Source organism: Actinomadura sp. NBRC 104412, assembly GCF_030269515.1.
Classification (GTDB): Bacteria; Actinomycetota; Actinomycetes; order Streptosporangiales; family Streptosporangiaceae; genus Spirillospora.
The window spans coordinates 248,252-270,067 of record NZ_BSTM01000007.1 but is presented as its reverse complement, the minus strand read 5'-3'; the positions used below and the strand labels follow the sequence as shown (position 1 = coordinate 270,067).

Below are 21,816 nucleotides of genomic sequence, written 5' to 3'. Positions count from 1 at the left end.
GCGACCCCCCACGCCCCCCGATGCGGGGTCAGCGATCCCCGCCGCTCGCCTTGACGGCTCGCGGCGGTGACCGCTGACCCCGGTCAGGGGCTCCGCCCCCGACACCCCCGGCAGGGGGCTCCGCCCCCTGCACCCCCTTGCCCCCTATTGGGGGCTTCGTCCCTTGCCTCTCTAGCGGCGTAGGCGGTTTTTCATGCGTTCTCGGAGGGTTCGTTTGGGGGCCTTGGCCTTGATGGAGCCGAAGACGAGGGTTCCTCCGACCTCGATGGTGGGGCCATCCGGGGTGGGGCGGGTGCGTACCTCGCGGGTGCTGAGGATGGTGCGGCCCGTCACGTTCACCTGGACGCCGTCGGGGACGAGAATGCGGAGGCGGCCGCCGATGATCAGGGAGTCGAGGACGATGTGGCGGCGCTGGAGGACGGCCTGGCGCAGATCGAGCTCGACCGTTCCGAAGAGGGCGAGGAGGGGAACTTTGACGGGGACGACCCATCGGCCTTCGCGGCGCATGCGGCCGAAGAAGGCCGAGATCGGGCGGTCGTCGACCAGGATGGGCTGGGCCTCCTGGGGGCTGAGGTCCGCGGTGAGGCCGGTCAGCTCGCCCAGGGTGCGGGCGGCGTAGGCGTGGGAGGTGCGCTCGGAGTGCTCCTCCAGGGTGATCCGGCCGTCGGCGAGGGCCTCGCCGAGCACCTTGACGACGCGCTCGCGGTCGGCGTCGGAGGCACGGAGGTCGCGGACGCGGGGCGCCCGTTCGGCGGGCCGACGGATGGGCGTGTCCACCGTTCCAGGGTAGCGGGCGCACCTGCGGAAAACCTGTGGGGAATCGTCCGGTCCGCCGCATACTGTGGCGGGCATGTCGGTTCAGCGTCACGAGATCGTGACTGAGGGGGGAACCGCCGCCCCACCCGCCATCAGCCTTCGCGGCGTGGTCAAGCGGTTCGGGGACTTCACGGCGGTCGACGGGCTTGATCTCGACGTTCCCGCGGGGACGTGCCTGGGGCTTCTCGGGCCGAACGGGGCCGGCAAGTCCACGACGATGAAGCTGCTCACGGCGCAGGCGATCCCGACGTCGGGGTCCATCCAGGTGCTGGGGTTCGACGTGCCGAGGGAGTCCAAGCGGGCGCGGGCGGCCATGGGGGTCGTGCCGCAGCAGGACAACCTCGACGAGGAGCTGACCGCCCGGGAGAACCTTGAGGTCTTCGCGCATCTGTACCGGGTGCCGCGGTCGCGGCGGCGTGCGGCGGTCGACGACGCCCTGGAGCTGGCCCATCTCACGGCGCGGCAGCGCACCAAGGTCGACGACCTGTCCGGCGGGATGCGGCGCAGGCTGCTGATCGCGCGGGGGCTGGTGCACCGTCCCGCGCTGGTGCTCCTGGACGAGCCCACCGTGGGCCTGGACCCGCAGGTGCGGGCCGAGCTGTGGGGGCTCATCGACGGGCTGCGCGCGAACGGGACGACGGTGCTGATGTCCACGCACTACATCGAGGAGGCCGAGCGGCTGGCGGACGAGTGCGCGCTGATGTCGCACGGCAAGGTGATCGCGCGCGGCTCCCCGTCCCGGCTGGTCGAGAAGTACGCCGGGGCGCGGGTGGTGGAGCACCACGGCCCGCCGGACCGGCTGGAGGAGGTCGAGCGGATGGCGCGGGCGGCGGGGCTGCCGACGCGCCGCACCGGGCCGTCGGTGTCGGTGCTGAAGGCCGAGACGATACCGCCGTCCCTGGACGAGGAGCTCGGCCCGGACGGCGTGCGGCGGGCCTCCAACCTGGAGGACGTGTTCGTGGTGCTCACCGGTGAGCGGGTGGAATGACTGTGCAGACGCAGCCGCTACGGCGGTTCGAGATGGCGCCGGTGCGGGGCATTTGGCGGCATGAGCTGGCGCTGTTCAAGCGCTACTGGGGGTCGCAGTCGTTCGCCTCGATGGTGGAGCCGACCTTCTTCCTGCTCGCGTTCGGGTACGGCTTCGGGTCGATGGTGGCCGTGGTCGGCGACTACCGCTACCTCGAATTCGTGGCCACCGGGGTGGTGGGGGTCGCGGCCCTGTTCACCTCGGTGTTCCCGGGCATGTTCAACGGCTACATCCGGCGGGTGTTCCAGCACACCTACGACGCGATGCTGGCTGCGCCGGTGGACGTGCACGAGCTGGTGACGGGCGAGGCGCTGTGGATCGCGGCCAAGTCGGCGGTGTACTCGTGCACCCCGATCATCGTGGCGCTGTTCTTCGGCCTCGACCCGTCGTTCGGGATGCTGCTGGTCCCGTTCATCGTGTTCTGCGCGGCGCTGGGCTTCGGGCTGTTCGGGATGTGGACGTCCTCGGTGGTGCCGTCGATCAACTCCTTCGACTACGTGATCACCGGCGGGGTGACCCCGCTGTTCCTGATCGGCGGCACCTTCTTCCCGGTCGACTCGCTGCCGCAATGGGTGCAGACCGTGTCACGGATCAACCCCCTCTACCACGCCGTGGAGCTGATCCGGCACGCGGTCTTCGGTTTGGAACCCCTCGCCGACCTGCTTCATCTGGGGGTCGTAGTGGTGTTCGCCACCCTCATGTGGGTCATCGCGGTGAGGGGGATGCGCCGCCGGCTGATCGACTAGGCGGCGCATCCTCAAGGGCCATGACGGCGTGCTCGCCTTGGGCACGGGCCTGTTCGGGGGTCAGGTGCTTGAGGGAGTGGGCCACGACGGTCATGGCCGCGTCCGTTGCCGCTCTGGCGGTCAGCACGTGTTCCTGGGCTCGTTCCAGGTCGCCCAGTCCGACACAGTCGAAGGCGACCTGGGCGTCGTGGACCGCCAGTTTCAACTGGCGAGCGGCCTCATCTAGGCTCATGCGTCCCTCCTTCACCGGGACCGGCTAACTACCCGACGGGGCGTCGGTTAATCACCTGGCCAAGAAGTTCCGCCGCTCTCGTCAGCCTGCTCTCACCCAGTCTCGCGTACCCCATGACCAACGCGGGTGCGGCCTCCTGCGCGCGTTCGGCGGACCACATGGGACGGGCCCCGGCGACCGCCATCCCGCGCTGGGCGGCCGCGGCGACGACTTCGTCCTCGTCGCAGCCCTTGGGCAGTTCCACGTACAGGTGGATGCCCGCGGAGACGCCTCGTACGACGGCGTCGGGGATGTGGGTGTGGAGGGCTTCGACAAGGACGTCGCGCCGTGTGCGGTACTGGCGGCGCATCGTCCGCAGGTGCCGGTCGTAGGCGCCGCTCCTGATGAGCTGGGCGAGTGCGTGCTGCTCCAGGACGGGGGCGCCCAAGTCCGTGTGCGCGCGGAACGTCCGCAGTTCCTCGGCTATGCGCGGGGGCGCCACGGCCCAGCCCAAGCGCAGGGCGGGGGCCAGGGCCTTGCTGACGGAGCCGAGGAGGATGACCCGTTCGGGATCGACGCCTTGCAGGCAGCCCACGGGCTCGCGGTCGTACCGGAACTCGGCGTCGTAGTCGTCCTCGATGACCAGCCCGTCGACCTCGCGGGCCCAGGCGATGAGCTGGGCGCGGCGTTCCGGGGAGAGCACGACGCCGGTCGGGTACTGGTGCGCGGGCGTGACCAGGACGGCGCGCGCGCCGGTACGGGCGAGCGCGTCGACGTCGATGCCGTGCCGGTCGACCGGGACGCGGACCAGCCGGATGCCGGTGGACTCCAGCATCGGGAGCTGACGGACGCTGGTGGGGTCCTCCAGGGCCAGCGTCCGGTGCCCGGCGGCCTGAAGGGCGCGGACGGCGCTGGACACCCCGTGCGCCACCCCGCTCATGATCACGACCTGGCCGAGGCCGGTGTTGGCGGCGCGCACCCGGCCGAGGTAGGCGGCCAGCTCGGCGCGTACCGCGGGGACGCCGCCGCAGTCGGGATAGGTGAGCTCGTCGTTGGGGATCTGGCGCAGCGCCGCGCGCACGGCGGCGGCCCACCGTTCGCGCGGGAACGCGCCCAGGTCGGGCGTGCCGGGCCACAGATCGAAGGGGAAGGCGCCCCGGTTCACGCCGCCGGGTGGTTCGCCGGGCGGGGCGGGCCGGGTCGCGGCCCTGCCGTTGGTGGAAACCGTCCGCGCCGCCTGGCCGAAGGGGGCCGGTACGGCGTCGGCCGTCGTCGCGTGGGTCCATCTCGGGCGGGCGGCGCCGTGCGTCACCGTCGCGGGCACCGTGGTGACGGCGCCCACGGATTCGCGCGGACGCACGTCGGGGCGCGCCAGCGCGGCCACCCGGGTGCCGTCGCCGCGCCGGGCGACCAGGAAGCCTTCGGCGATGAGCTGCTCGTACGCGGTGACCACGACACCGCGGGAGACCTCCAGGTCGCGTGCCAGGTCGCGGCTGGAGGGGAGCCTGGTCCCGGCGGTGAGCCGGCCGGAGCGGATACCGCCGCGCAGCCCGGCGGCGATCTGGGCGGCGAGCCGACCGGCGGAGCGGTCGAGGGGGAGATGAAGGTCGGTCACACCATGTTCAGCGTCAGGAGGGCCCGATGATGTCACACACCGTGAAATTGGACCTGAATGTCAGAGTTTGATTGGTTCTGTGGTGGAGGCCAAGCCGCTTCTAACGTCCCGGTCATGGACACCGGCACCGGCAGGGGAATGATCGGCGCGGGCACGGCGATGTTCGCGGTCGGCACGCTGACCGCCATCTCCGCGATGATCTCCGGCTATCCCGTCTTCGGCGGCCAGGCGCTGCGTTACGCGGCGGCGGCCGCGATCTTGTTCGCCGTCATCGCGCTCATCGACCGGCGGCCCGGCGCCGCACCCGCACCACCGCGACCGTCCCTCCAGGACCTGGCGCTGCTGGCGGCGCTGGCGGCGACGGGCCTCGCCGCGTTCAACGTCTGCATCGTCGCCGCGACCAAGGACACCGGCCCGGCCACCATCGGCACCGTGATCGCCACCGTGCCCGTCGCGCTCGCCCTGGTCGGGCCGCTGCTGGAACGGCGCCGTCCCGCCCCGCCCGTGGTGCTGGCGGCGTGCGTGGTGACGGCCGGGGCGGCGCTGGCCAACGGCCTGGGCAGCGGTACGGTGCGCGGCCTGCTGCTGGCGCTCGGCGCTCTGGGCGGCGAGGTGTGCTTCTCGCTGCTGGCCGTCCCGCTGCTGCCGAAGCTGGGCCCGTTACGGGTGTCGGCGTGGTCGGCGGCGCTGGCCGCGCCCATGCTCCTGGTCGTCGGGCTGGTGGCGGACGGCCGGGCGGTGCTGCGCGTCCCGACCGGCGCGGAACTGGCGGGCCTGGCCTACCTGTCGGTGGTCGTGACGACCGGGGCGTTCCTCCTCTGGTACGACGCGCTGGGCAGGCTGGGCGCCGACCGGGCCGGTCTGTTCGCCGGCATCGTCCCCATCAGCGCCGTGATCACCACGGTCGCCCTGGGCCTGGGAGACCCGGCCCCGGCGGATCTGGCCGGTGCCGCCCTGGTCGCCGCCGGGGTCGTCGTCGGCCTGCGGCCCCGCTCGCCCCGGCCGTCGCGACCGCGTCCGAAGGCGGGGCCGGCCGATGGGACGACCCGCGTCCGACGCCGGGTGAGCCGCCAAATATAAACTGAGTCGCCCCGTTCGCACCCGCGAGGATCTTCGATGCCTGAGTTCTCTTACACCGATCTGCTCCCCCTCGGCCCCGACGACACCGAGTACCGGCTGCTCACGTCCGACGGCGTGACCACGTTCGAGGCGGGCGGGCGGACGTTCCTCCAGGTGGAGCCGGAGGCGCTGCGGCTGCTCACCGAGACCGCGATGCGCGACATCTCCCACCTGCTGCGCCCCGCGCACCTGGCGCAGCTCCGCAGGATCCTGGACGATCCGGAGGCGTCGCCCAACGACCGGTTCGTGGCGCTGGACCTGCTGAAGAACGCGGGGATCGCGTCCGGCGGCGTGCTGCCGATGTGCCAGGACACCGGCACGGCGATCATCATGGGCAAGCGCGGCCAGCATGTCATGACCGACGGGCGGGACGAGGAGCACCTGTCGCGCGGCGTGTACGACGCCTACACCAAGCTGAATTTGCGCTACTCGCAGATGGCGCCGCTCACGATGTGGGACGAGAAGAACACCGGCAACAACCTCCCCGCGCAGATCGAGCTGTACGCGGCGCCGGGTGACGCCTACAAGTTCCTGTTCATGGCCAAGGGCGGCGGCAGCGCCAACAAGTCGTTCCTGTACCAGGAGACCAAGGCCGTCCTGAATCCGAAGCGGATGCTGGCGTTCCTGGAAGAGAAGATCCGCTCGCTGGGCACCGCCGCGTGCCCGCCCTACCATCTGGCGATCGTGGTGGGCGGCACGTCCGCCGAGTACGCCCTGAAGACCGCGAAGTACGCCTCCGCCCACTACCTGGACACGCTGCCCAAGGACGGGTCGCCGCTCGGCCACGGGTTCCGCGACCTGGACCTGGAGCGGGAGGTGTTCGAGCTGACCCAGCGGCTGGGGATCGGGGCGCAGTTCGGCGGCAAGTACTTCTGCCACGACGTGCGGGTGGTCCGGCTGCCCAGGCACGGCGCGTCCTGCCCGGTGGCGATCGCGGTGTCGTGCAGCGCGGACCGGCAGGCCCTGGCGAAGATCACCGCGGAGGGCGTGTTCCTGGAGCGGCTGGAGACCGATCCCGCGAAGTACCTGCCGGAGACCACCGACGACCAGTTGGACGGCGACGTCGTCCGGATCGACCTGAACCGCCCGATGGACGAGATCCGGGCCGAGCTGACCCGCTACCCGGTGAAGACGCGGCTGTCGCTGACCGGGCCGCTGGTGGTGGCGCGCGACATCGCGCACGCCAAGATCAAGGAGCGGCTGGACGCGGGCGAGCCCATGCCGCAGTACATGCGGGACCACGCCGTCTACTACGCGGGCCCGGCCAAGACCCCCGAAGGGTACGCATCGGGGTCGTTCGGCCCGACGACGGCGGGACGGATGGACTCCTACGTCGAGCAGTTCCAGGCGGCGGGCGGCTCGCTGGTGATGCTGGCGAAGGGGAACCGCTCCAAGCAGGTGACCGACGCGTGCAAGGCGCACGGCGGCTTCTACCTCGGCTCGATCGGCGGCCCGGCGGCGCGGCTCGCGCAGGACTGCATCAAGAAGGTCGAGGTGCTGGAATACCCCGAGCTGGGGATGGAGGCGGTCTGGAGGATCGAGGTCGAGGACTTCCCCGCGTTCATCGTCGTGGACGACAAGGGCGGGGACTTCTTCGCCGACACCACCGGCCCCGTCCTGACCATCGGCAGGCGCTGACGGCGATGGGACGACCAGCGGCGAGGCCCGCCGGACCGGGCGGTCCAGGTCTCACCGAATTAGAGCAATATCCAAATTCATCCCTAAGTCTCCCGGGTGACCGCATGGCCACTCCGGTATCTTTTCGGCCATGTCTCAGTCAGAGCGCCTCGTACTAGCGACGCGCTACCGGCTGGACTCGGAAATAGGTCAGGGCGCCAACGGCATCGTGTGGAGAGGGCATGACGACCTCCTCGATCGCGCTGTAGCGATCAAGGAGCTGCGGCTCCCCGATGACCTCTCCGAGGACGACCGGGTCGTCTTCTACCGGCGCACGCTCCGCGAGGCGCGCGCGCCGGCGCAGCTGCGCACCCCCTCGATCGTCGAGGTCTACGACGTGGTGATCGAGCAGGGCAGGCCCTGGATCGTGATGGAGCTGATCGAGGCGCCCAACCTGGAGCAGCTGATCGAGCGGGACGGCCCGCTGCCGCCCGAGCGGGTGGGCGAGATCGGCCGCCAGTTACTGGACGCCCTCGGCATCGCGCACAAGGCCGGGATCGTGCACCGCGACCTCAAGCCCAGCAACGTGCTGCTGGACGGCGACCGGGTCGTGCTCACCGACTTCGGGCTGGCCTTCTCCTCGGGGTCGCCGAGCCTCACCAAGTCGGGCCACTTCATGGGGTCGCCCGCGTACGTGGCGCCCGAGGTCGCGGCCGGTGAGAAGGCCACGCCGCGCTCCGACCTGTGGTCGCTGGGCGCCACCCTGTACGCGGCGCTGGAGGGGCGCCCGCCGTTCGAGCGGGAGAACGTGATGGCCACGCTGAGCGCGCTGGCCAACGAGTCGCCGCCGTACCCGCAGAACGCCGGGGCGCTGACGCCGGTGGTGACGGGGCTGCTGGAGAAGAACCCCACCCGGCGGCTCAGCCACGCCCGCGCCGCCGACCGGCTGGAACGCGCCCTGACCGGGCCGCGCGCCGGGCGCCGCCGCCCGCCCACCCCCCGGCACCAGATGATCACGGCGATCGCGCTGGTCGCCGCCGTGGTGCTGGTGCTGGTGATCGCCACGACGGCGCTGGTCGTCGGGATGATGCGGGAGAGCCCCGCCCCGTCCCCCGTCGCCTCGGCCTCCGGGCCGCAGGCGGGCACGTCGCCGCCCGCGGGCGTGGGGACGAGCACGCTGGTGGTGATGGCGCGCACCGGCCCCTGCAAGATCTTCGTCTCGGTGCCGGGGCCGACGATCAACGTGGTCTCCGACGAGACGCTGGCGATGGGCGACGCCCGGCAGTACGACCAGCCCCACCTCAACGCGGTGGTGTACGACGCTGCGGCCTGCGAGGTCTGGGTGAACGGGGCGCGGCAGCCGGGTGGATCGCCCGGCGAGCGCAAGTCCTACACCGTCCAGCCCAGCACCCCCGGAGGCTGAACGCCGCGCGGGCATCCACCACCGCGTGGCGGGAATGACCGTGGCCTTCTCAAGGCTGCCCTTGACAGGAGGGGTGGTTCCGAGACGGAGGTGGCGATCATGACGGAGGACGGGTTCCGCGTCGAGCACGACTCCATGGGCGAGGTGCGGGTTCCGGCGGCGGCGAAGTGGCGCGCGCAGACGCAGCGCGCGGTGGAGAACTTCCCGATCTCGGGACGCGGCCTGGAGCCGGCGCACATCGCCGCGCTCGGACAGGTCAAGGCGGCCGCCGCGAAGGTGAACGCCGAGCTGGGCGTGCTCGACGGCGACCTCGCGGAGGCCATCGCCGAGGCCGCCCTGGAGGTCGCGGCGGGGCGCTGGAACGACCAGTTCCCCATCGACGTGTTCCAGACCGGCTCCGGAACGTCCTCGAACATGAACGCCAACGAGGTGATCGCCACCCTCGCGCAGGAGCGGCTGGGCCGTCCGGTGCATCCCAACGACCATGTGAACGCCTCGCAGTCGTCCAACGACGTGTTCCCGTCCTCGATCCACATCGCGGCGACGGGCGCCGTCGTGCACGACCTGATCCCGGCGCTGCGGCATCTGGAGGAGACGCTGGACGCCAAGGCCCGCGAGTTCGCCACCGTGGTCAAGTCGGGCCGCACGCACCTGATGGACGCCACGCCGGTCACACTGGGCCAGGAGTTCGGCGGGTACGCGGCGCAGGTCCGGTACGGGGTGGAGCGGCTGGAGGCCGTCCTGCCGCGGCTGGCGGAGCTTCCCCTGGGCGGGACGGCGGTCGGCACCGGCATCAACACCCCGCCCGGCTTCGCCCCCCGGGTCATCGAGGAGATCGCCAGGGCGACCGGGCTGCCGCTGACCGAGGCGCGCGACCACTTCGAGGCCCAGGGCGCGCGGGACGGCCTGGTGGAGGCGTCCGGGGCGCTGCGCACCATCGCGGTCGGCCTCAACAAGATCGCCAACGATCTGCGCTGGATGGGCTCGGGCCCGCGGACCGGGCTCGCCGAGATCCGCCTGCCCGACCTGCAACCGGGTTCGTCGATCATGCCGGGCAAGGTGAACCCGGTGATCCCCGAGGCGGTCATCCAGGTCGCGGCCCAGGTCATCGGGAACGACGCCGCGATCGCGTTCGGCGGCGCGTCCGGCGGCTTCGAGTTGAACGTGACGCTGCCGATGCTGGCCCGCAACCTGCTGGAGTCGATCGGCCTGCTGGCCGGCGTGTCGCGGCTGCTGGCCGACCGTTGCGTGGCGGGCATCGAGGCGGACGTGAACCGGCTGCGCGAGTACGCCGAGTCCTCACCGTCGATCGTGACCCCGCTGAACCGCTACATCGGCTACGAGGAGGCCGCCAAGGTCGCCAAGCAGGCCCTCAGCGAACGCAAGACGATCCGCGAGGTCGTCCTGGAACGCGGCTATGTCGCCGAAGGCAAACTGACCGTGGAGCAGCTCGACGCCGCCCTCGACGTCCTCGCCATGACCCGCGGCGTGTAGGGCGCCGCGGCACGCTGGAGCGAACGAGACTAGTACCAGCCCACGGACTGGGAGTGTTGCCAGGCGGCGCAGGGGGTGCCGTAGCGGTCCTTGATGTAGCCGAGTCCCCACTTGATCTGGGTACGGGCGCTGGTGCGCCAGTCGGCGCCCGCGCTGGCCATCTTGGAGCCGGGCAGGGCCTGCGGGATGCCGTAGGCGCCCGAGGGGTTGGACGCGGTGACGCGCCAGCCGCTCTCCTTGTTCCACAGCTTCACCAGGCACCCGAACTGGGTGTCGGGGTCCATGCCGAAGCTGGGCAGCATCGCCTTGGCGATCGCCTGCGCCTCACCGGCGGGGACGGGGTTGCCGGCGGTCGGCGGGCCGCTGGACTCGGGCTTCTTGGTGGGGATGGGCTCGCCCCTGGGCAGCAGCTTCGGCTTCTGGGCGGGGGCCTGGCGCGCCGCCCTGACGGCCCGCTCGTAGGCGAGCCTGCGGCGCTGCTGCTGCTCGACCCACGGGTTGACGGTGGGTGTGGCCGTACCGGGGCGCCGGGCGGCCACGGTGGCGGTGCCGTCCGCGTCGCCGCCGGTCATCGCCAGCGCGGCGACCGCGCCACCGCCGACCACGACGGCCGCTCCCGCGGCCACGATCGCGATCTTGAGGCCGGTGCCCTTGCCGCCCCCGGTCCGCGACGGCGGCCGTCCCTCGGCGAAGGGGTCGTCCCGCGGAGGGCTGGGCGGGCCCATGAAGTCCAGGGCCTCCATCGGAGGAGGCGCGTGGGTGCTGGACGGCGCGTACGTGCTGGAGGGGGCGTACGTGCTGGACGGGCCGTTCGCCTGAGCGGTGCCCAGCGGTCCGGGGTTGCCCAGCTCGGCCAGCGCCTGGACGGCGCTCCGCGCGGTGTTGGCCTGCGGGCCGTCCTGGTTGAGGTAGAGCGGCTGCTGCGCGGCGCCCAGGGCCAGGCGGGGCGTCCAGGAATCGGCCTGGACGGCCCCCATGGCCGCCGTGTCGCCCGCGCTGCCTCCGGACGCGGCGCCGTTGGGGGGACCGGCGACCTTGACGTCCTCGTTGTACGTGGGCGCGTAAGCGGGACCCAGAGAATCCTGGGGTGCAAAGCTCTGTCGATCGTCTCGCCTAGGGGACCCGGGGCGGTCTCCGTACAAGGCGGTCCTTCCGACGGTCATGAGCGCATGGACGCGCCCATGAACTGCTTCCACCCCCGGTCCGGCGGCCGGACCGGGGACTCCGGCGGCCCGGACCCGGAACACCGGCGGGCCGCCGCGCCGTCGTCACAGGGGTGACGCATGTGGCCCACACCGCGTTCTGGGGGTGCTTACGGGGAGACACAATGCCTGAGGTCAAGGCATGCTCCGCAACCGAAACGAGACAAAAGCTAAGGATGTGCCGGTTGTCAACTCTTCCGGCGGGGCCGCGAAACGCCCGCCAGAGCTGCGATTCCGCATGCCCGCCCCGGTGCCTGTGACCTTCATCACAAGCACACAGGCCGCCATTCGGCGATCACGGAACGTGATCGTCACAGCGGCCCGCGACGGCGCGCGACGGGCCCCGATGATCTCCACCGGGGCCCGAGCATGGCGTCCGGGCGGTCAGACCCCGACATCCCCCAGCATGTCGGTCACCAGGGCGGCGATCGGGGACCGTTCGGAGCGCGTCAGCGTGACGTGCGCGAACAGCGGATGCCCCTTCAGCTTCTCCACCACCGCCACCACGCCGTCGTGCCGTCCGACCCGCAGGTTGTCGCGCTGCGCCACGTCATGGGTGAGCACCACGCGCGAGCCCGCGCCGATCCGCGACAGGACGGTCAGCAGCACGCCGCGTTCCAGCGACTGCGCCTCGTCGACGATCACGAAAGCGTCGTGCAGCGAGCGGCCCCGGATGTGGGTGAGGGGCAGGACCTCCAACATGCCACGGTCCAAAACCTCTTCGATGACCTCCGGCGTGGTCACCGCGGACAGGGTGTCGTAGACCGCCTGCGCCCAGGGCGACATCTTGTCGTTCTCCGAACCGGGCAGGTAGCCGAGCTCCTGGCCGCCCACCGCGTACAGCGGGCGGAAGACCACCACCTTGCGGTGGCGGCGGCGCTCCAGCACCGCCTCCAGACCCGCGCACATCGCCAGCGCCGACTTGCCGGTGCCGGCGCGCCCGCCCAGCGAGACGATGCCGACGTCCTCGTCCATCAGCAGGTCCAGCGCGACGCGCTGCTCGGCTGAGCGGCCGCGCAGGCCGAACACCTCGCGGTCGCCGCGCACCAGCCGGACGGACTTGTCGGCCTGCACCCGGCCGAGCGCCGAGCCACGCTCCGACAGCAGCCGCAGCCCGGTGTGGCAGGGCAGCTCCCGCGCCTCCTCCAGGTCGGCCGTCCCCGTCTCGTACAGCGCCTCCAGGCATGCCCCGGGCACCTCCAGCTCGCGCATGCCCGTCCAGCCGGACTCCACCACCGCCAGCTCGGCCCGGTACTCCTCGGCCGCGAGCCCCACCGCCGACGCCTTCACCCGCATCGGCAGGTCCTTGGAGACCAGCACGACGTCACGGCCCTCGCGGGCCAGCCAGCCGGCCACCGACAGGATCCGGGTGTCGTTGTCGCCCAGCCTGAACCCGTCCGGCAGGACGCTGGCGTCGGAGTGGTTGAGCTCGACCCGCAGCGTCCCGCCCTGGTCGCCCAGCGGCAGCGCCTCGTCCAGCCGGCCGTGCTCCAGACGCAGGTCGTCCAGCGTGCGCAGGGCCTGGCGGGCGAAGTAGCCGAGCTCGGGATGGTGCCGCTTGGCCTCCAGCTCGGAGATGACGACGATGGGAAGTACGACCTCGTGCTCGGCGAAGCGCGTCATCGCTCCGGGGTCGGCCAGCAGGACGCTGGTGTCGAGGACGTACGTGCGCCGGCCGGGGACGGCCGTCGTCCCGGTGGGGATCCCGGAGTCGTCGGGACGGCGCGCGGAGGTTGTGGCCACTCGATCTCCCTGAAATGAGGGGAACTGCCGAGGGCACCCCGGTCCGCCCCCCGGCGGCCGGCGACCCGGCCCGGAGCGGTGGCGTGCGGCCGCCCAGAGAGAGGCGGGCGCGTGCCCTTAGGAACCGAAGCGCCGGTGCCGCGCGGCATACGAGCGCAGCGCCCGCAGGAAGTCGACCTTGCGGAAGTCCGGCCAGTGGACCTCGCAGAAGTGGAACTCCGAGTGGGCGCTCTGCCAGAGCATGAAACCGGAGAGCCGCTGCTCGCCCGAGGTGCGGATGACCAGGTCAGGGTCCGGCTGACCGCGCGTGTAGAGATGCTCCGCGATGTGCTCGACATCGAGGATCTCGGCGAGTTCCTCGATGCTGGTGCCTTTGCCTGCCTGCTCGAGCAGCAGAGAGCGCACCGCATCAGCGATCTCACGCCTACCCCCATACCCAACGGCGACGTTCACAATCAGGCCAGGGGCGTCAGAAGTGGCCTCACCCGCGTCTTTCAGGACGCGGGCGGTCTTATCGGGCAGCAGGTCCAGCGCGCCGACCGGCTTGACGTGCCAGCCTTCGTCGGCGAGCTTGCGCACGGTGTTCTCGATGATCTCCAGCAGCGGGTCCAGCTCGGCGGCGGGCCGGTTGAGGTTGTCGGTGGACAGCAGCCAGAGCGTGACCACCTCGACCCCGGCCTCGGTGCTCCATTGCAGCAGATCGGAGATCTTGTCGGCGCCGCGCTGGTGGCCGTCGTTGACGTCGGCGAGCCCCATGGCGCGCGCCCAGCGCCGGTTGCCGTCCAGGATCACCCCGACATGGCGCGGGATCACGCCGGTCGCGGGCAGGGACGACTCCACCCGCCGCTCGTACAGGCGGTAGACGGCGTCGCGGATCCTGGCGTACGGGCCGCTGCGGCGGATCGCCGAGCCCACCCTGCTCACGCCGCCGGACGCCGCCCTCCGGACTCGTTGCTCCCGCATGGAATCCCCCCGTCCGCCCCGGTCCTCGTCACCACGCCGAAACCCCATGCGGGCTTCCCTTCGCGCAATCACCCCTGCACACAAACGCCGCCCAATTATGACCCGGCGGAGATAGATATCCCACCGTATCGGCCATTACGGGATATACCGCAGGAGCTCATCGACTCCGCGGTCACCTGGAGGGTAGCGAGGACCGGGGCGACCGGGACGGACGGTGACGGCGGGTCCTCAGGCGTCGGGACCGGCGGCGCGGGCGCGCTCCACGTGCTCCAGGGCCTCGCGGAGCCGGCCCAGCCACTCGTCGGTGTTCTTGCCGACCAGCCGTACGCACCAGGCCAGCGCGTCGCTGCGGCTGCGCGCGACGCCGGCCTCCACCAGGGTGTCGAGGACGCGCCGCTCGGGCTGGCGCAGCCGGGTCATCACCGGCACCGACAGGGTCGTGAACATCTCCCGGCGGTCGCCGCACTCCACGCCCCAGGAGACCTTGTGGCCGAACTTGTGCTCGGCCTCGCGGGCGATGGCGATGCGCTGGTCGCGCGTCTCCTCGCGGAAGCGCTGGATGTGGCCGGCCAGCACCCCGGCCCGCTCGCTCTCGCCGACGCCGCGCGCCGCCTCCGGCTCGGGCAGCCGGCCCACGACGCTGACCTCCTCCCGGTCGACGACGATCTCGGGCGTCCCCTCGAACCAGACCTCCGGCAGCCGGCCGGAGAACCAGCCGCGAAGCTCCTCGGCCGCTTCACTCGTAGTCATGTAATCAAAATTACAGCGTTCCCTCGCACCGGTCGAGCGACTCCCGATGTTGACATCCACCATCTTTTGACAGTTACTCTCATTTCATAGAGAGACTTATTAGGAGGTGACCGTCATGAGGGCACCAGACGCCCGGCGGTGGTGGGGCCTGGGGGCGCTCGCGGTCGCGCTGCTCGCGCTGGGCTTCGACCTGACGATCCTGAACGTGGCGCTGGCCACGCTCTCGGAGGATCTGGACGCGAGCACCAGCGAGCTGCAGTGGATCGTGGACTCCTACGTGCTGGTGTTCGCGGCGCTGCTGCTGCCCGCCGGGCTCCTGGGAGACAGGTTCGGCCGCAAGCGCCTGCTGCTGGCCGGGCTGGCGCTGTTCGGCGCCGCCTCCCTGGCCGGCGCGCTCGCCGGGGACGCCGCCACGCTGATCGCGGCCCGCGCGGGCATGGGCATCGGCGCCGCGCTCGTGATGCCGCTCTCGATGTCGATCCTGCCCACGATCTTCCCGCCGGAGGAGCGCACCCGCGCCATCGCGGTCTGGTCGGCGTCGATGGCGCTGGGCCTGCCGCTGGGGCCGCTGCTGGGCGGCTGGCTGCTGGAGCACTACTGGTGGGGCTCCATCTTCCTGATCAACGTGCCCGTGGTGGCGCTCGGCGGGATCGCCATCGCGCTGCTGCTGCCCGAGTCCCGCGACCCGGCCGCGCCCCGGATCGACCTGGGCGGCTCGGCGCTGTCGATGGCCGGCCTGGTGGCGCTGGTGTACGGGATGATCGAGGGCCCGGTACGGGGCTGGGCCGACCCGCTGACCCTCGGCGCGATCTGCGGGGGCCTGGTGCTGCTGACCCTGTTCGTCCTGTGGGAGCGGCGGGCCCGCGAACCCATCATGGACGTGGCGATGTTCCGCGACCGCCGGTTCGTGTGGGCGCTGGCGGCCGGCACCCTCTCCGCGGTGATCATGGCGGGGGCGCTGTTCACGGCGCCGCAGTACCTCCAGGTCGTGCAGGGCAACGACGTGCTGGGCACCGGTGTGCGGCTGATCCCGATGCTGCTCGGCCTGATGGCGGGCGGGATCGTCACCGAGCGGCTGGCCGGGCGCGTCGGGACCAAGCCGATCATGGTGGCGGGGCTGGTCCTGCTGGGCGCCGGGTTCGGGCTGGGCGCGACGACCGGCACCGGCGACGGCTACGGGTTCACCGCGGCCTGGCTGACCGTGGCCGGGCTGGGCGTCGGGCTCGCCATGATCCCCGCGATGGACACCGTGCTGTCGTGCCTGCCCGGCGACCGCACGGGACGCGGCTCGGGGCTCGTCCAGGCGCTGCGGCAGACCGGTGCCGCGCTGGGCATCGCCGGGCTCGGCAGCATCGTCTCGTCCGTCTACCGGGACAGGATCGACCCGGGTGGCCTGCCCGCGGCGGCGGCCGAGACCGCCCGGGACTCGATCGGCGGCGCCGCCGCGGTCGCCGAACGGCTCGGCGACGGCGCGCTCCTCGCCTCGGCCCGGGACGCCTACGTCCAGGGCATGGACGTGGCGCTGGCGGCGTGCGCGGCGGTCGCCCTCATCGCGGCCGCGCTGGTGGCGGCCTTCCTCCCACCCCATGCGGCCCCGTCCGCCGATGACCGACAATCGGAGCATGAGCACGTCGCTTCCTGAGCGGTCGCTGGAGCGGTACGACGAGTACCTGCGACGGCTGCCCCTGCGCGAACGCAAGAAACTGCGGACCCGGAAGGCGATCCAGGACCACGCCCTCCGGCTCTTCACCGAGCAGGGCTACGCCGCGACCACCGTGGAGCAGATCTGCGCGGCGGCCGAGATCTCGCCGAGCACGTTCTTCCGCTACTTCCCGACCAAGGAAGACGTGGTCATCACGGACGAGTACGACCCGATCCTGATCGAGATGTTCCGTCACCAGCCGCGGGAGCTCTCCCCGATCGAGGCGCTGCGCGCCGCCCTGCGGGACATCTTCCCCTACGTCTACGAGCAGGAGCGGGAGACGATCACGCGGCGGACCCGGCTGATGCTGAACGAGCCGGCGCTGCGCGGCCGCCTGTTCGAGGAGCTGCGCACCGGCACGCAGGCGGCGATAGCCGAGCTGGCGGCGGAGCGGACGGGACACGACCCCGGCGACCAGCGGGTCCAGGTGTTCGCCTGGGCGGTGCTCGGCGCGATGATGTCGGCGCTGTACGCCTGGCTCGACAGCGGCGGGAACCTGGACCTGCCCGCGCTGGTGGACGAGAACCTGGCGTTCCTGGACGCCGGGCTCCCGCTGTGAATCCCGGTCAGCCCGCGATGGTGGCGGCGTGCCGCGGGTTGACCCGCACGGCGCCCTTCATGTTGCGCGTGTAGACGTTCTGGACCTGGACGACCGTGCCCCGGCGCGGCGCCGCGATCATCTTGCCGTCGCCGATGTAGAGCGCGATGTGCGAGATGTAGCCGGGCGCGGTCGGGTCGTTGGCCCAGATCAGCATGTCGCCGGGCCGCGCCTTGCTGTACGGGATCACCCAGCCGGCCCGTGCCTGGTCCGCCGCCACCCGGGGCAGCCTGATCCCGGCCCTGGCGAACGCGTACTGCATCAGCCCGGAGCAGTCGTAGCCGCCCTCGGCCTCGGACTCGCCGCCCCACACGTACGGCCAGCCGAGCCGGCTGTAGGCGGCGCGGATGACGGTGCGCACCTGGGCCGCCGTCATCACCTGGCCGCGCGCCGTCGGCACCTCCCCGGCCGTGGGGTAGTCGATGGAGGGGTTGACCTCGACCGCCTTGGCGCCCTTGGGCAGCAGCTTCTTGAACCGCTTGAGGTAGGCGGCGGACTTGCCCTTCGGGACGCTGACCAGCATCGCGTTCCCCGACGGCATGCCCAGCTCCTGCGCCGTGGCGTGCGAGACCACCGCGTCCACGTCGCCCATGCCCATCGTGGCGTAGGCGCCGACGCGCAGCCGGGTCTGCTTCCGCCTCCCGCCGACCGGGACCTGGCTGCCGAGCTGTACGCCGCCGTCGTTGCCCATGGTGAAGGAGATCGCCACGTCCCCGGCGGCCACGTTGCGCCACAGCGCGTCGGACTGCGCGGTCGGCTTCGGGGTGTAGTTGCGGAACGTGGACGGGTCGACGCCCATCACGCCCACCCGCCTGCCCGCGACGACGGCCTGGACGGCGTCCACGACCTCGACGCCCGCGACGCCCTTGACCGAGCGGACCCGGTCGACCACGTTCACCGGGAGCGTGGCGGGCGCGGCGATCAGGACGTGCGGGTCCATGCGCTTGCCCAGGGGCGCCACCACGTCCGGGGAGATCGTGCTGTTGGCCGCGACGAACCTCGGGTTCTCCGCGCGGGCCGTCGCCTCGGGTTTCGCCTGGTTCTGGGCCAGCAGGACGGCCCCGTTGGCGGCCAGCGTGGTCACCACCGCAACGCCGATGATCGTCGGAGCCATCCGGCGGTCCGGCTTGCGCACGGCAACACTCCCTCGCGGTCGGCCTGGCGGGGCCCAGACTACGGTCCCGAGCCGCAGTCGATCCCCCTTGGACTACCCCCCGCCTCCGGGGGCCATCCCAGGCATAAGGGATGCACTCCGCCAGCCCGGCTTTGCTACTCAGTGGTAACACCAAGGACGGCCCAGGATCAAGGTCACCTTGCCATAAATCCGGCCTTCCCGGTGCGAGCCGTTCAAACCCGCAGCTCACGCCCCAGGTCCGCCGGTGTCGTCACGGGAAGCCGGCAGGTGAAGCCCCGGCATACATACGCCGCGGGGGCACCGTCCACCAGTCCTCGCCCTTGGAGCAGCGGAACCCCGTCCGCTCCGGGCTCACCGATGCTCACCACCGCCCCGGGCGCCGTCGCCATGAGCGCGGTCCTGTGCAGGACACGGGTCCGCTCGTCGTCCCGGCCGCCGATCACCGCGATCTCCAGCGGCCCGGTGGCGTGCGCCTCGGCCACGGCCAGGCCCCAGCCTGCGAACCGGGCGTGCTCGCGCGCCAGCAGCCCTGCCGGGGTCAGCGCGGCGCCCGCCGCCTCGCGGTGCCGCTCGGAGCCGGTCAGCGCCGCGTACGACAGCAGCGCGCCCGCAGCGGCGAACTGCCCGGACGGGGTCGCGTTGTCTGTCGGATCCTGCGGTCTGCGGAAGAGTCGTTCGGCGTCGTCGGCGGTGTCGTAGAAACCGCCCATGCCGTCCCCGAACCGGTCCAAGACCGTGTCGAGCAGCGCACCTGCCTGAGCGACGTACGCAGGGTCGCCCGTGACACCGTGCAAGGCCAGCAGCCCCTCGGCCACGTCCGCATAGTCTTCGAGGACGCCCGCGTTGGCCCCGGCCACGCCGTTCCGGGACGTCCGCAAGAGACGGGCGTCGGTCATGTGCAGCCGTGTGATGAGCGCCGCGACCTCGGTCGCCGCCGCCACCAGGTCGGCCCGGCCCATCAACGCGCCGCACTCGGCCAAGGCGGCGATGGCCAACCCGTTCCAAGCGGCCACCACCTTGTCGTCACGGGCCGGTGGGACGCGTTGCTCGCGCGCCGCGAACAGTCTCGTGCGCACACGCTCGTACCGGTCCTCGTCCTCGGGATCCCGCAACAGTTGCAGCACGGAGGTGCCGTGCTCGAACGTGCCCGGCCCGGTCACGTTGAACAGCTCGGCCGCGTAGGCGCCGTCCTCTTCGCCCAGCACCTCGCGCAACTGGCCGGGCGTCCATACGTAGAACTTGCCCTCCACGCCCTCGCTGTCGGCGTCCAAGGCGGAGGCCAGGCCACCCTCGGGCGTGCGGAGGTCGCGCAGCATCCAGTCGCACGTCTCCAAGGCGATCCGGCGCGCGAACGGCGAACCGGTGAGCCGCCACCAATGCGCGTACACACGGGCGAGAAGCGCGTTGTCGTACAGCATCTTCTCGAAGTGCGGCACCACCCAGGAGTCGTCCACCGAGTAGCGCGCGAAGCCGCCTCCGAGCTGGTCGTACATGCCGCCACGCGCCATGGCCTCAAGGGTGTGCCCGGCCATCGCAAGCGCCTGGTCGTCCCCTGTACGGGCGTGATGCCGCAGCAGGAACTCCAGCACCATCGACGGCGGGAACTTGGGCGCCCGGCCGAACCCACCGCGCGTCTCGTCGTACGAGCGCGCGAGAACCCGCACGGCCTGCTCCAGCTCGCCGGAGTCGGGCACGCGCGGCGCCCCCTGGTCCGCCACGCCCTCGGCGCTTCCGATGCCGCCGCGCGAGGTGAGCGCCGCCACGACCTTCTGCCCTTGGTCCACGACCTCGTCCCGCTGCTCCGTCCACGCCTTGTGGACGGCCTGGAGCAACGCCTGGAACTGGGGCCGGGGGAAGTAGGTGCCGCAGTAGAACGGATGGCCCTCCGGCGTCATGAACACCGTCATCGGCCAGCCGCCCTGCCCCGTCATGGCCTGGGTGGCCTCCATGTAGACCGCGTCGACGTCGGGCCGCTCCTCCCGGTCGACCTTGATGTTAACGTACAGCTCGTTCATCAGCCCGGCCGTTCGCGCGTCCTCGAACGACTCGTGCGCCATGACATGGCACCAGTGGCAGGCCGCGTACCCCACGGACAGCAGGATCGGCACGTTCCGGCGCCGCGCCTCGGCGAACGCCTCGTCCGACCACTCCCACCAGTCGACCGGGTTGTCCGCGTGCTGCAACAGGTACGGGCTGGTGGCGTCCTTGAGCCGGTTCATAGGTCGATCCTGCCCCATCGGGAGGGGCGTGCACCCCCGGGCTACTCCTCCAGATTCGCCAGGGCCGCCTCGATCGCACGGTGAAAGGTGGGATAGGCGTAGATCATGCCGCGCAGCTCGTCCGTGGGGACCTCGGCGTGCACGGCGACCGACAGCGCGCCCAAGACCTCGCCCCCGGACGGCCCCGCCACGGTCGCGCCCACCAGAACCCCCGACTCCACGTCCTCCACGAGTTTGATGAACCCTTCGTTGCCCACCTTGTGGATCCAGCCGCGAGCCGATTGCTCCAGCGGCGTGACACCGGTGCGGACGGAGAGGTTCTGATCCCGCGCCTCCGCCTCGGTCAGCCCGACCGCGCCGATCTCCGGGTCGGTGAACGTGACCCTCGGGACGGCCCGGTACGCGGCCGTCGGTCCCTTCTCCCTCAGGATCGACCGGACGGCGATGGCCCCCTGGTAGGCCGAGATGTGGGTGAAGTGGCCCTTGCCCGTCACGTCCCCGATCGCCCATACGCCCTCGGCCGCGCGCATGCTGCCGTCAACGGGGATCGTCGTGGCGTTCTCGTCCAGTCCCACCGCGGCCACGCCGAGACCCTTGAGGTCGCTGCGGCGCCCGGCCGCGACCAGCAGCCGCTCGGCGGTCAGGGTCTCGCCGCCGCCCAGGTCGAGCGTGAACGCGTCGTTCCCGTGCCGGACGGCGGAGACCGCGACGCCCGTCCGCACGGCGATGCCCTCGTTCCGGAACACCCTCGCGACCAGCTCCGACGCCTCGGGCTCCGCCGTGCCCAGCAGCCGGTCGGCCACCTCCAGGACCGTGACCTCGCTGCCGAAGCGCGCGAACGCCTGCGCCAGCTCCACGCCGACCACGCCGCCGCCGAGCACCGCCAGCGAGCGCGGCACCCGCTCGGCCCGCACCGCCTCGCGGTTCGTCCAGTACGGGGTGCCCTCCAGCCCGTCGATCGCGGGCACGGCGGGATCGGTGCCGACGTTGATGAGCAGCCCGCGCCGCGCGCGGAACGTCCGGTCCCCGACCCTCACCTCACCCGGCGCGGTGATCCGCCCGCGGCCGCGGACGAGCGTGACGCCCCTCGCGGTGAGCCGTTCGGCGGCGGCCCGGTCGTCCCATCCGCTGGTCGCCTCGTCCCGGATCCGCCGGGCGACCTGCGACCAGTCGGGGCGGACGGTCGCGTCCCCGGCCGTCCCGGGGATCCGCCGCCCCTCGGCCAGCAGGCCCGCGGCGCGCACCATCATCTTGGTCGGGACGCACGCGAAGTACGGGCATTCGCCGCCGACCAGCCGGTCCTCGACGCCGACCACGTCCAGCCCGGCCCCCGCGAGCCGCCCCGCGGCCTCCTCTCCCCCCGGCCCGAGCCCGATCACCACGACGTCGACTTCTTCGGCCATGGCCAAGGGCGTCCCCGAGCAGAGCCGGTTATC

Annotated in this window: 18 protein-coding genes; 8 read left to right on the top strand and 10 right to left on the bottom strand. The window is 71.9% G+C overall.

From position 1 onward, the window contains the following. Nucleotides 1–171: 171 nt before the first annotated feature. Nucleotides 172–777 (bottom strand): DUF1707 SHOCT-like domain-containing protein, encoded by a 606-nt coding sequence (locus QSK21_RS12090; RefSeq protein WP_285695657.1) that lies wholly within the window; start codon nucleotides 775–777, stop codon nucleotides 172–174. A gap of 97 nt (nucleotides 778–874) precedes the next feature. Here QSK21_RS12090 and QSK21_RS12085 point away from each other — a divergent pair, with 97 nt between their 5' ends. Both QSK21_RS12085 and QSK21_RS12080 read left to right on the top strand, forming a co-directional pair. Beyond that, nucleotides 875–1,804: an ABC transporter ATP-binding protein gene (locus QSK21_RS12085; RefSeq protein WP_285695656.1), complete on the top strand. Its 930-nt coding sequence runs from the start codon at nucleotides 875–877 to the stop codon at nucleotides 1,802–1,804. After that, entirely contained in the window at nucleotides 1,801–2,589 is a 789-nt protein-coding gene (locus tag QSK21_RS12080; RefSeq protein ID WP_285695655.1) for an ABC transporter permease, read from the top strand. Before QSK21_RS12085 ends, QSK21_RS12080 begins: the two co-directional genes overlap by 4 nt. Here QSK21_RS12080 and QSK21_RS12075 read toward each other — a convergent pair. Together QSK21_RS12075 and pdxR are read right to left on the bottom strand one after the other, a co-directional pair. Next, nucleotides 2,549–2,821 (bottom strand): hypothetical protein, encoded by a 273-nt coding sequence (locus QSK21_RS12075; RefSeq protein ID WP_285695654.1) that lies wholly within the window; start codon nucleotides 2,819–2,821, stop codon nucleotides 2,549–2,551. The two genes, QSK21_RS12080 and QSK21_RS12075, sit on opposite strands and share 41 nt — an antisense overlap. A gap of 28 nt (nucleotides 2,822–2,849) precedes the next feature. Then, nucleotides 2,850–4,415: a MocR-like pyridoxine biosynthesis transcription factor PdxR gene (gene pdxR, locus QSK21_RS12070; RefSeq protein ID WP_285695653.1), complete on the bottom strand. Its 1,566-nt coding sequence runs from the start codon at nucleotides 4,413–4,415 to the stop codon at nucleotides 2,850–2,852. Nucleotides 4,416–4,529: 114 nt separating this feature from the next. Between pdxR and QSK21_RS12065 the strand changes: the two genes are divergently transcribed. The 4 genes from QSK21_RS12065 (at nucleotide 4,530) to QSK21_RS12050 (ending at nucleotide 10,068) form a co-directional block, all read left to right on the top strand. Next, the gene (locus tag QSK21_RS12065; RefSeq protein ID WP_285695652.1) at nucleotides 4,530–5,495 is read left to right on the top strand and encodes an EamA family transporter; all 966 of its coding nucleotides are present in this window, start codon (nucleotides 4,530–4,532) and stop codon (nucleotides 5,493–5,495) included. Nucleotides 5,496–5,531: 36 nt separating this feature from the next. Continuing rightward, complete coding sequence (locus QSK21_RS12060) at nucleotides 5,532–7,172, top strand: fumarate hydratase (RefSeq protein ID WP_285695651.1); 1,641 nt, start codon at nucleotides 5,532–5,534, stop codon at nucleotides 7,170–7,172. 130 nt (nucleotides 7,173–7,302) lie between these two features. Next, nucleotides 7,303–8,574: a serine/threonine-protein kinase gene (locus QSK21_RS12055; protein WP_285695650.1), complete on the top strand. Its 1,272-nt coding sequence runs from the start codon at nucleotides 7,303–7,305 to the stop codon at nucleotides 8,572–8,574. Nucleotides 8,575–8,673: 99 nt separating this feature from the next. Beyond that, nucleotides 8,674–10,068, top strand: a complete 1,395-nt coding sequence (locus QSK21_RS12050; protein ID WP_285695648.1) for a class II fumarate hydratase — start codon at nucleotides 8,674–8,676, stop codon at nucleotides 10,066–10,068. A gap of 29 nt (nucleotides 10,069–10,097) precedes the next feature. On the opposite strand, the gene QSK21_RS12045 is transcribed toward QSK21_RS12050, so the two are convergent. The 4 genes from QSK21_RS12045 to abmR all read right to left on the bottom strand — a co-directional run bounded on the left by QSK21_RS12045 (nucleotide 10,098) and on the right by abmR (nucleotide 14,726). Next, entirely contained in the window at nucleotides 10,098–11,045 is a 948-nt protein-coding gene (locus QSK21_RS12045; protein ID WP_285695647.1) for an aggregation-promoting factor C-terminal-like domain-containing protein, read from the bottom strand. 609 nt (nucleotides 11,046–11,654) lie between these two features. Next, nucleotides 11,655–12,974, bottom strand: a complete 1,320-nt coding sequence (gene phoH2 / locus QSK21_RS12040; RefSeq protein WP_285695705.1) for an RNA 5'-3' helicase PhoH2 — start codon at nucleotides 12,972–12,974, stop codon at nucleotides 11,655–11,657. Between the two features lie 156 nt (nucleotides 12,975–13,130). Beyond that, nucleotides 13,131–13,976 (bottom strand): isoprenyl transferase, encoded by an 846-nt coding sequence (locus QSK21_RS12035; protein ID WP_285695645.1) that lies wholly within the window; start codon nucleotides 13,974–13,976, stop codon nucleotides 13,131–13,133. Between the two features lie 228 nt (nucleotides 13,977–14,204). After that, the gene (gene abmR, locus QSK21_RS12030; RefSeq protein WP_285695644.1) at nucleotides 14,205–14,726 is read right to left on the bottom strand and encodes an ATP-binding transcription factor AbmR; all 522 of its coding nucleotides are present in this window, start codon (nucleotides 14,724–14,726) and stop codon (nucleotides 14,205–14,207) included. A 115-nt stretch (nucleotides 14,727–14,841) separates the two neighbouring features. Between abmR and QSK21_RS12025 the strand changes: the two genes are divergently transcribed. Next, nucleotides 14,842–16,368, top strand: coding sequence for an MFS transporter (locus tag QSK21_RS12025; RefSeq protein WP_285695643.1), 1,527 nt, complete (start codon nucleotides 14,842–14,844; stop codon nucleotides 16,366–16,368). Next, complete coding sequence (locus tag QSK21_RS12020) at nucleotides 16,349–16,987, top strand: acyl-CoA-like ligand-binding transcription factor (RefSeq protein ID WP_285695642.1); 639 nt, start codon at nucleotides 16,349–16,351, stop codon at nucleotides 16,985–16,987. The genes QSK21_RS12025 and QSK21_RS12020 overlap by 20 nt, the downstream gene beginning before the upstream one ends. Before the next feature lie 7 nt (nucleotides 16,988–16,994). Here the strand turns inward: QSK21_RS12020 and QSK21_RS12015 are convergent, their stop codons facing one another. From QSK21_RS12015 to QSK21_RS12005, 3 genes are all read right to left on the bottom strand, one after another. After that, nucleotides 16,995–18,161, bottom strand: a complete 1,167-nt coding sequence (locus QSK21_RS12015; protein ID WP_285695641.1) for a C40 family peptidase — start codon at nucleotides 18,159–18,161, stop codon at nucleotides 16,995–16,997. A gap of 212 nt (nucleotides 18,162–18,373) precedes the next feature. Next, a complete protein-coding gene (locus QSK21_RS12010; protein ID WP_285695640.1) occupies nucleotides 18,374–20,380 on the bottom strand; it encodes a thioredoxin domain-containing protein in 2,007 nt (668 codons plus the stop codon). Nucleotides 20,381–20,421: 41 nt separating this feature from the next. Then, the gene (locus tag QSK21_RS12005; protein WP_285695639.1) at nucleotides 20,422–21,783 is read right to left on the bottom strand and encodes a dihydrolipoyl dehydrogenase family protein; all 1,362 of its coding nucleotides are present in this window, start codon (nucleotides 21,781–21,783) and stop codon (nucleotides 20,422–20,424) included. Between the last annotated feature and the right edge of the window lie 33 nt (nucleotides 21,784–21,816).